Genomic DNA, 10,669 nt, shown 5'->3' with positions numbered 1-10,669 from the left:
CCTCATCCCCTTTCCACACCCCACCCCGATTTGTCAACCCCTAATCGCCGTAATTTCTACGTAACTCTTCAGGCAACATTCTCACTGCGACCAGTAATACAGGTGTCAATGGGCTGACTATAGATGCCGCCGACAACACTTTCTACATCAGCTCGACCATTGCTGGTTCTGTGGGGCTGTTGCGGGTCAACACGACCACCGGCAACACCACCCTGATCAACTCCACCACCCGTACCGACCTCGGCTCCTGCCCGGTTATCCCCGACGTGCCGACCATCAGCAAGACCTTTACCCCGTCCTCCGTCACGCTGAGCGCTGGTGGAACAGCAACGTCGGCGCTACGCATCAGAGTGGGGAATTCGAATCAAGCTCCTATTTATCTGTACTCGCCCCTGACCGATACCCTGCCCAGTGGCATGACCATTCCTAGTGGCGCGACCGTGACTACGACCTGCACCAACGGAACGGTTGCCAGAACCACAAGCTCGGTCACGTTGCCCACGGGAACAAGTGTTCCAGTTGGCGGGTGCACCATAGATGTGTCGCAAGTCTCAGTGAGCAGTGCGGGCACCTACACGAACAGCATCGGCTCTGGCAGTCTGGTTACCTCGACGGGCACGGTGGGCACCGCCGCCAACGCGACTTTTACCGTGGCTCCCCCGCCGACGCCGCAGTTTTCCATTACCAAAACGGACAATGGAGCGACCTTCTACCGGGGCAGCACGGCGACCTATACGGTGACTGTGACCAATACAGTCGCAGGGTCGGCCTCCAGCGGGGCCATCAATATTCGTGATGCCCTCCCGGCGGGCTTGACTTTCAGCAGCGTGGCCGTGTCAGGCGGGGTGGGCGGCACCATCACCAATGCTTCGGCGGCTGGCAGCAGCGGCACCGTGGGCTGGGACTTTACCCCCAGTGCCCCCATGACCGGGAACCAGAGCGTGACCTTCACCCTGACGGTTAATGTCGGGGTCAGTACACCCACCGGCACGAACAGCATCATCAACTACGCTTCGGTAGGCGGCGGCGGTGGCTCGGCGGCTCCCACCCCGAGCAGCACCTGCACCACGCAGTGTGGCAGCGACTCCACCACCGTTGCTGCGCCTTCCGGCAGCGACCTGACCATCACCAAGACCGACGGCACGGGCACCATCCCGGCGAACGGTAGTACCACCTACACAATTCGGGTGACCAACAACGGCCCTGCCGAGGTGACGGGTGCTGTCCTGAGAGACGCCCCGCCCAGTGGGATGACTTTCGGCGCGGTGGCCTGCTCCACGGCGTTCGGCAATGTCTGCACCACCGCGCCCACCCCGGCCCAGGTTTCAAGTGGCGTTGCCCTGCCGACGCTGGCCTCTGGTGCCTTCTATGAAATCACGGTGGCGGCCAGCACCACGCTGACCAGCGGTTCGGTGGCGAATACGGCGACGGTGACGGCCCCGGCGGGCATCACCGACACCAACACCGCCAACAACACGGTGACGGATACCAATACGGTGGCCGCTGTCTCGACCGCTCAACCCGCCAGAAATGTGTCCAGCTTTCCGGCAGCCTGTGATGTGGTGGACTGGTCACGCTCCGGCATTACCGGTACGAGTGTTGGGCAGACCGGGGTCAAGAACTTCAACTCCCGCAAAGGGTTGGGCCTGAGCGTGAACCTTGTTCCAGCCACCAGTACGAACAACGGCATCGTGGGCCTGAACACCGGATTCACCAGTTACGGCTCGTGGTATGAGGTGCGGGCGGTCAGCACCAGCCTGTCCCCGAACAATGCGGCCACCGCTTATGGCGGGGCGTTCGTGACCCGCGCCGGGAGCGACGGTCAGACCAACACCGTCACGATTACCTTTCCGCACCCGGTCATCAACGTGCGCTTCGGCATCACCGACCTTGATGCTGTCGGTGGTGCGAGCGTCAGCGACCAGGGTGACTGGATGCGTGTGACAGCAGGTTATGGCGGCACCACCTTCAGCCCCGATACCCTGATTGCCAGTGGACATGCACTGACCGTCAGGGGCTACAGCACCAGTGGCAGCGCGATTCCTGGGACGGCTGCGAGCGGAAGCAGCATGACGCTGCCTGTGCCAGGACGTGGTAACAGCACCATGGGCGCGGGAAGCAACCCCAATACCCTCAACACGCTGATGGGCACAGATACGGGCTACGGCACCGGGGTGACCGACTTGGACAACGGTGGCACTGCGGTCAATCGTCAGGGTCAGGGCGTGGCCTATTTCAAGGGGCCGCTGACCACCCTGACCATCGTGACCGGTTCCAAGAAGACGAGCAGCGGCAACGCCATCGCCTTCGGCAACATCGACTTCTGCTCGCCCAGCATGACCGTGAGCAAAGCCGTCGGCACACCTGTTCTGCAGAGTGACGCGTCGTACAACATTCCCTACACGCTGACCTACCGCAACACCAGCTACAACCAGGGCCTCTTTCCTGATACCACGGTGCGCGACACCCCCTTCCAGCCGTCGTTCCCGACGCCCAGCGGCTTCGACCCCTGGGCCGACCTCAAGCCGCAGCTCTCGGACACGGTCATTCCCCAGATTCTGGCGAACACCAACATTCAGAGTGCCGCCGTGGTCGGGTCGCCCAAAATTACCTTCGCCAACGCGGCGAGTACCCGTAATCTTGATGCCAGCGATGCCAACCCATCGTTTGACGGCACTTCGGCCAACCCCACGGTGATGACGAGCGGCACCGACGCGCGCGTGTCGGCTGGCGGCAGCTTCGATGCCAGATTCACGGTCAACGCAGTGATTAAGAGCGGGGTGACAGCGCCACAGACCGTCAACAACCAGGCCACCGCTACGGGCACCTTCAACACGGCCACCGCTACGCTCAGCGCGACCTCGGCCACCGTGGCAGCTACGCTGACCCCGACAGTCAAGCTGACCCTGAGCAAGGTCGTAGACCAGAACTATGTCAGGTACCTCGGTGACCCGGTCAGCCCCAATTACGCCGAACTGAACTACACCATCAGGGTGACCAACCCCAGCACGGCGACGGCGGCCAGCGGTGTGGTCATCACCGATACCCTGCCTGCTCAGGTGACTTATGTGAGCAGCTCTCCAGCCGCCAGTGTCTCGGGACGGACCCTGACCTGGAACGTGGGCACCGTGGCGGCAGGCGGGAGCGCAACGGTGACGGTGAAGGTCAAGGTGCCACTCGCAAGTGCGATTGAGTCCAGCCAGCCGCAGGCCACTTGGACGAACACGGCTTCTGTTTCAGGCACCAACGCCACTTCTGCCAGCGCCAGCGCCACGACCGACACGGTGTACACCAAGCTGTTCAAGCAGGTTCACAACCTGGGCACCAACCCACCAGCAGAGGTGCCGCAGCTCTCCCCGGCCTGGAGCAGCAGCGGCCAGGGCCTGCCAGGCGACGTGCTGGAATACTGCATCGACTTCCGCAACTACGGCTCGACTACTTTGGCGAACTACGTGGTGTCGGACGTGGTGCCGTCGAACACGACCATCATTGACGGCAGCTGGGTGCTGAACAGCGACGTGATGACGAGCGGCGTGCGTACCCCGTACAGCGGCGGTACAGTCAGCTACGCCAACGGCACGGTACGTGGCACGGTCGGCTCGCTGGCTCCCGGTGGCAAGGGCACCATGTGCTTCCGGGTGAGAATCAACTGACGACGTGGAGGCAGCCTGGCTCACCCGGACAGGCTGAATTTCAGACCGCTCCAAACCAATTTCGGCCCGCTGTCAAGCGACTGTTAACAGGACAGTCGCCTCACAGCGGGCCTTTTCGGCATCGTCTTTGCACCGCCCTGAAAAATGGCGGGATCAATGCGCTTTTAACGCGGTGGGGTAAGGCTCAAGCTTTCAGGCCTGCTCCAACCTCGCCCATCAGAACGACCACGAAGTTGGCGGGCAAGTTGTGAATCACCATCTCGTGTTCACCGAAGCGGATGGACACATCCCGAATGTCCTCGCCCAGCATCTGCTTGCCCAGCACGCCCGCCGTGTTGGTGAAAAAGCGGGCGAACATCTGGATGTTCTCCGGCAGGACGTTGCCCGTCTGGCGAATCGGCTGCCCGGCGCGGTCGAGAATCACCACGTCGCGCACGCGGGGGTGGTCTTCGTAGGTTTGTAGCAGGTCGGATAGGGCGCTCAGGGCCTCGGTGTCCAGAGCGCTGCCCAGGACCAGCACATCCTCCTCTTGGCTCTCGGTAAGGGCTGCGGCTTCGCTTGCGGCACTGGCCTGACGGGTACGGCGGCTTTCGAGGGCGCTCTGCACCATCGGGATAAGTTCATCGGACTTGAAAGGCTTCCTGAGCAGCCCCGCCGCGCCCACTTCCTCGGCTTCGGCGCGGATATGCTCGTCTACGTTGCCACTCATCAGGATGACGGGTAGCGCGGCGTAGCGTGGGTCGGCCTTGATGCGCTCGCACAGTTCCAGACCGGTGAGGCCCGGCATGATGACATCCACCATCAGCAGGTCGTAGGCCGAGGGATTGTCCCGCAGCATCTCCAGTGCCTGTTCGCCACCCACGGCGCTGGCGCTCGAAATGGAGTGGTTGCGAAGGGTGATTTCCAGCGCCTTGCGGACGCTGATGCTGTCATCGACAATCAGAATATCGGGCATGGGAAGACTCCGGGGTGCGGGGAGGCGGGGGGGATTTACTTGGGCGAGCGCGGGCTAGCCCCGTGTCGGGGGGGAGCGTGCCCAGCGGCGTAGTGGTCGAGTTCCACGGCAAGTTCAATCAGCAGGCGCGGCGTGGTGGTCTGCAGGTCGCGGGCGCGAACCTCGGCGGGCACGTCGCTGCGGTAGAAGCGGAAAATGGCGTCGTGGTAGACCTCGATGGCCCGCAGCAGCGTAAAGAGGGCCGCCTTGCCGGTCTGTCCGTTGCACTCGGCGTAGACCAGATGGCCCCCCTGCATGGCGAGGTGTCCGGTCAGCGGGTGCGCCGCGCCCTGGCGACTGCTGACCGTGACCAGCCAGTGTCCCGAAAAGCGCATCTCGGCCACCCAGTTCAGGAACTCCGGCAGGCTGAACTGCGACAGGTCACCGTGCAGGTGCGGCGCGACATCGGGTTGAAGCGGCACCGGAAAGCGGGCCGGACTCAGGCCCAGGTCGGTCAGCACCCGGCTCAGCAGTTGGGGCGCGGTCAGTTGCTGTTCGGCGTCGGGTTGCGGCTGGCCGCTGCCGGGCAGGGGAGGCAGCACATAAACCGGCACGTCCTGCGAGTGGCTCTCGGCGGCCACCACCTCGCGGAAGTCTTCGCCGGTCATGTCTTCCATCTCGGCGTCACAGATGATGGCAGCGACGGGGGTGCGTTCCAGTTGAGTCAGCGCGTGCAGTGCTCCCTGCGCTTCGATGGTGGGCACGCCCGCCTGCTGCGACAGGTGACGGTACATGGCGGAGCGGCTGGGGCTATTGAGAATCGTCAGGATAGGCAGAGCCGACGCCAGACTGCCGGGTGTGAGGGAACTGGGCAGGGTCATAGCGTCTCCGGGGCACGGGGGGCAGCAAGCAGCGAACCCAGGCGGCGCAGCAGCAGCGCTTCGTTGACGGGTTTGGTGAAATAGTCGTCGGCCCCGAGTTGAAAGGCCAGCCGCTGATGCTTTTCTCCGGCGCGGGTGGTCATGACCAGCACCGGGAGCCGCGCCGTGTCGGGCCTCGTGCGGAGCGCCGAGAGCAGCTCGTAGCCGTTCAGGCGCGGCATTTCGAGGTCGGTCAGGACGCCGTCGTAGGTCGGGTCGAGTTGCAGGATGTCCAGGGCCTCCTGACCGTCGCTGGCGGTGGTGACATGGTATTGACCGCGTTCGAGCATCTTGCCTACCAGCCTACGCACACTGAGCGAATCGTCAACCAGCAGCACCCGGCGCGGCGTACCCAACTCGTCGGCGCTGACCCGCCCCAGCCACCTCTCGGGGCGGCGGCTCAGGCGCAGCAGCCCGGCGGGGTCGAGCAGCGGCAGGGCGCGTCCACTGCCCGACACGGCCATGCCCGAGAGGTAATCGAGTTGCGCCAGCACGCTGTTGGGCGCGGTCACGGCGACTTCCTCGATTTGCCCGAAGTCGGCCACCCGCAGCGCCACGGGTCCGCTGATGCTGCTGGCGACAGCCAGGTGCGCCGCGTCCTGCGTGTCGTCGGTCACCTCTGCCCCCCACATGGGCCGCAGGTCCACCACGGGGAGGCGCTGGCCCTCGTAGAGCCAGGAAACCTGCTCGCCCTCTGCGTCCCGCGTGTCCCGGCCCAGTTCGTGCACGGGCACGTCACGCAGCGCCCGGATGCTGCTGACGGGGAGCGCCCCCTGGTGGCCCTGACCGAGGTCGAGGTGCAGCACGTCCATGATGCGCTGGGTGGTCGGCACCCGCAGCGTGAACACCGTGCCGATGCCCGCTTCCGAGGTGATGAGCAGTTCGCCGCCGAGTTGCCGCACCGCCGTCGCCACCACGTCGAGGCCCACGCCGCGCCCGGCCACGTTGCCGACCTCGCTGGCGGTCGAGAAGCCCGGCAGCAGCACCAGACGGCCCACCTCTTCGTCGCTCATCTGCCCGAGTTCCTGGGCCGAGCGCAGGCCGCGTTCCAGTGCCCGCTCGCGGATACGCGGCAGGTCGAGGCCCTGTCCGTCGTCCGCCACCATAATTTCCAGAAAGTTGCCCTGCTCAGTCGCCTGAATCCAGACGTTGCCCTGGGGCGTCTTTTGGGCGGCGGCGCGGTCTTCGCGCGACAGGCCGTGGTAGACGGCGTTCGTCAGCAGGTGCATCAGTGGGTCGTTGATGCGTTGCAGGATACCGCTTTCGATCATGACCCCCTCGCCCTCGACATGCAGCGTAAAGAGGTCTTGCCGCTCGCGTGCCCAGCGGCGCAGCCTCGCCGTCGCCTGCGCGAAGGCCACGCGGCTGGTCTGGTTCACGTCCAGACGCAGGCGGCGCACCAGTTTGCCGAGCTGTTCGTTTTCCTCGGACAGTTCGCCCACCGCTTCGCTGAGGCGGCGGCGCACTTCCGAGAAGTCGGCGGCCAGCTCGGTAATGGAGCGCGACAGGATGTTCAGGTCGTTGTAGGTGTCGAATTCGAGTTCGGCAAACTGGTCGGACAGGTTCAGGCCCATCGCGGCACTCGCCGCCGCGCCGCTCTCGTCGCGCACCATGTCGGGGTTGAGGTAACGTTCCTCGAAGTCGCGCACCGTGCGCTGAAAGCGGTCCTGGCTGGCGGCCATGCTCGCCTGCAATTCGTCCAGCCGCCCCATCAATCGCGTCATGCGGGCGCGGGCCGTCACCAGTTCGCCCACCTGCTCCATCAGCCCTTCCAGGCGACCCGCCGGAACCCGGATGTCGGGCATCAGGGGCGCAGCCGGAGCCTCGGCAGGCGGCGCTGCGGGGGAGGGAGCGGCGGTGCTGGTCGTGACCGCGCCGAGTGCGGCAGGCTCCGGGCCACCGACCAGGGCCGCTTCGAGCTGAGCAGTTATGCGCCCCAGGCGTGCTTCCAGCCCCTCGTCGGGGGCACCCTGCGCGACCTGGAGGAGGTCGTCCATCGCGTCGGCGGCCCCCGACAGCAGCCGCTGCACGTCGCCCGTCAAACTGACCGCCCCCTCACGCAGCGCCCCCAGCAAATCCTCGGTGCGGTGGGCAAAGTCGCCCAGCGTGCGGAAATCCACCATGTACGAACTGCCCTTGATGGTGTGGGCAGCGCGGAACATCACGTTCAGGTCGGCGTCCTCGCTGCGGGCGAGCTGCTCACGCAACTGGGCGAGGTGTTCGTGCATTTCCGGCAGGAAATACTCCCAGACTTCGGCGTTTTCCTTCACGAAGGCGCGCAGCCGCTCGCCCAGGTCGGGTTGCCCGGTCAGGGATTCCTCCGGCTCGGACGGGGGCAGGTCGTCGCCGGGAAGCCAGAGCCGCCCGCGCAGCGCGAAAGCCTCGGGCCGTTGCCGCACCAGTTCCTGAAGCTGCTGCGCTCCACCCAGCCGGGCGAAGGTGAGGCCCAGGTCGTGGTCGTTGCCGCCGGCCTGCAACTCACTGACGCCCAGCCGCAGCACCTGCGTGACCTGTCCCAGCAGCGCCACGAACCGTTCGTGGTCGTCGCCCCTGAGGTGGGGGCGGGCGTCCAGCAGCCGCTCCATCAGCGCCGCCAGCGTCGAGAGCTGCTGGAAACCGTACAGGGCGGCGCTGCCGTGCAGGCGGTGGGCCAGCAGCGAAAGACGGTTCATGCGGCTGTCCTCGTCGGCTGTGTCTGTGTCGGCGCTGTCCACTACGGCACTGGCCTGTGCCGGGAAAGACGACCATTCGGCCACCCCCCGTTCCAGGCCAGCCAGGACTTCGGCGGCCTCTTCGATAAAGCTGGTAAGCAGTTCGCTCTGGGCCATGACAGGTTCCTTTCCTTCGTGTTCGTCGCTCGTGTCCATAGGCTCAGTCGGGGAGGCGGAAGCGGGCGAGGCTCTGGTCGAGTTGCTGGGCGAGGGCTTCGAGTTGCTGCGCGGCAGAGCGGCCCTGCTGGGCGGCGGTCTGGGCCTGCTCGGCGACCCCGGCAATCTGCTGCACGGCGGCCCCCACCTGCTCGACGCCCGAAGCCTGCTGGCGGGTGGAAGCGGCGACGGTTTCAGCGAAGCGGGCCGACTGCTCGGTGAGTTGACCGATTTCCTGCAGGCGTTCCCCGGCGGTGCTGGCGATGCGGTAGCCCTGCTCCACTTCCCGCGTGCCTTCCTCGGCCCCCAGCGCCACGTCCTGCACCTCGACCTGCACGTTGCGAATCAGGGTCGCCACGCGGGTGGTCGCCTGGGCCGAGGTGACGGCGAGCTGCCGGATTTCTTCGGCCACCGCGCTGAAGCGCCCGCCCGCCTCGCCCGCTCCGGCGGCTTCCACCGAGGCGTTGAGCGCCAGCAGGTTGGTGCGCCGGGCAATCTGGGAGATGGTGTCCACGACCTCCTGAATTTCCAGCGAGCGGTCGCCCAGCGACTTGATGCGTTTGGAGACCTGCTGCACCTCGCGGCGAATGTTCTGCATGCCGCCGAGGGTTTCTTCCACCGCCTGCTGGCCCTGCTGCGACGCCACAAGGGTCAGCCGCGCCGTTTCTGCCGAGCGCTGCGCGTCCTCGGCCATCTGGCGAATGGTGTCGGTGAGCTGCTCGATCTGCTGCGCCACGCGCTGGGCCTCGCTGGAGGTCTGACGCGAGGCGTCCTCGATTTGCCGGGTGCTGCCGAGCATCTGCTGAGAGCCGCTGCCCACCGAGTTCGAAGACTGCTGCACCTGCTGCAGAAGCTGCGCGAGTTCTTCGGTCATCAGGTTGATGGAGTCCACCACGTTGCCCAGCACGTCGGCGGTGACCTGTCCCCGGCGGGTGAGGTCGCCCTCGGCGATGTCCATCGTCACGTCCAGAAATTCCCCGATGTTGTGCTGGAGCTGGCGGGCTTCCTCGCGTTCACGGGCGTCGCGCTCGGCGTTTTCGCGCAGCTGGGTGGCCGCCGAGTTGAACGACCGGGTCAGCGTGCCGAGTTCGTCACGGGTGGTCACGGGCAACTGGATGTCGAGGTCGCCCGACGACAGACGGTTGGAGGCCGAGGTCAGGAGTTGCAGCGGCTGGGTGATGGCGCGGGCAATCAGCGTCGCCAGCCACAGGGCCACCAGCATCAGGGTGGCCGAAGCGATCAGCGTGAGGATAAAGGCGGTGTTCAGCGCGTCAATCTCGTACTGAATGGCTTTTCGGAGCGAAACCAGGGTTTCTTCGTAGAATCTGGTCTGCGCCGCAAGCGAAGCCTGTCCCAGTTGGGCCAGCGCCCGGGTGTCGCTCGGCACGCGGCCCTGGGCGGCGATCTGCTGAAACGAGTTGTTGAAGGCCTGCGTCTGACGCTGCATGTCCCCGAAGGCCGCCTTGAGGTTGGCGGTGTCGCGGGGGTTGGTGACCAGCGCCGCCTGCCCCACCTGGTTGATGGTGGTCTGCGCTCGCCGGGCCGCCCGGAACGCCTGCTGGTACTGCGCCAGGGTCGCGGCGGGAAGCTGCCCATTCCGGGCCACGCCCTGCGCCGAGGCCAGTTGAGCGGGCAGGCTTCCCGCGTCCGGCCACTGCTGCGGCAAGACGCTGGTGGCGAGGCTGGCCAGCTCCGGGGTGGTGGGGTACTGCAGGTGCCGCATCTGCCCCTCCACGGCGATGGTGCTCATCAGGGCGGCGGCTTCGTTGCTGAGCAGGTCGTGCAGTTGATTGCCCGCCTGCGCCGAGGTGAGACGTTTTTGCTGCACGTCGTTCGACAGCACGTTCCAGCGCTGCTCCAGTGCGTTGATGGCCTCGGCGGTACGGCTACCGATGGGGGCGCTGCGGTCGAGTTGCCTGAGCTGAGCGAAGGCCGCCTGGATGTCCTGCTGCCTGCGCTCCAGGTCGCTGCCCGGCTGGGTCTGACCATCCAGAAACAGTTGGATGGGACGGCGGCTGGCCTGAAGGTCACCGAGCAGCTGCGTGGCCGGGGTCAGGTAGGCCATGCTCCGAATCGCCGTGCGGTCTTTTTTCAGCTCCTGCAACTGGTCGTTGATGTTGAAGCCCAGCGAAATGGCGAAGGGAAACAGCAGCGGGACACTGCCCAGCGCGAGCTTCTGGCCTACGCTCAGGTCGCCGAGGCGAAACGGGGCTTTCCTGGCTTTTGGCCTGGACAGAGGCTGCGCCGGAGTCCCGGGGGAAATCGTGTTGGTCATCTGTATCTCCAGAAATCCAG

Annotated in this window: 5 protein-coding genes; 1 reads left to right on the top strand and 4 read right to left on the bottom strand. The window is 65.7% G+C overall.

All coding sequences use genetic code 11. The features are described 5' to 3' along the window. The first annotated feature begins 179 nt into the window (after positions 1-179). Entirely contained in the window at positions 180-3,653 is a 3,474-nt protein-coding gene (locus tag Q4C89_RS04900) for a DUF11 domain-containing protein (protein ID WP_303101485.1), read from the top strand. 184 nt (positions 3,654-3,837) lie between these two features. On the opposite strand, the gene Q4C89_RS04895 is transcribed toward Q4C89_RS04900, so the two are convergent. Genes Q4C89_RS04895 through Q4C89_RS04880 form a run of 4 tightly spaced genes read right to left on the bottom strand, consistent with a single transcriptional unit; the run spans position 3,838 to position 10,649 of the window. Continuing rightward, positions 3,838-4,608, bottom strand: coding sequence for a response regulator (locus tag Q4C89_RS04895; RefSeq protein ID WP_303101484.1), 771 nt, complete (start codon positions 4,606-4,608; stop codon positions 3,838-3,840). A gap of 35 nt (positions 4,609-4,643) precedes the next feature. Next, positions 4,644-5,468, bottom strand: a complete 825-nt coding sequence (locus Q4C89_RS04890; RefSeq protein ID WP_303101483.1) for a DUF4388 domain-containing protein — start codon at positions 5,466-5,468, stop codon at positions 4,644-4,646. Beyond that, positions 5,465-8,374, bottom strand: coding sequence for an Hpt domain-containing protein (locus tag Q4C89_RS04885; RefSeq protein ID WP_303101482.1), 2,910 nt, complete (start codon positions 8,372-8,374; stop codon positions 5,465-5,467). Before Q4C89_RS04885 ends, Q4C89_RS04890 begins: the two co-directional genes overlap by 4 nt. Positions 8,375-8,378: 4 nt before the next feature. After that, positions 8,379-10,649 (bottom strand): methyl-accepting chemotaxis protein, encoded by a 2,271-nt coding sequence (locus tag Q4C89_RS04880; protein ID WP_303101481.1) that lies wholly within the window; start codon positions 10,647-10,649, stop codon positions 8,379-8,381. Positions 10,650-10,669: the final 20 nt, after the last annotated feature.

The sequence above is a fragment of the Deinococcus sp. genome (assembly GCF_030523985.1).
Classification (GTDB): Bacteria; Deinococcota; Deinococci; order Deinococcales; family Deinococcaceae; genus Deinococcus.
This window is presented reverse-complemented; position numbering and strand designations above follow the sequence as displayed.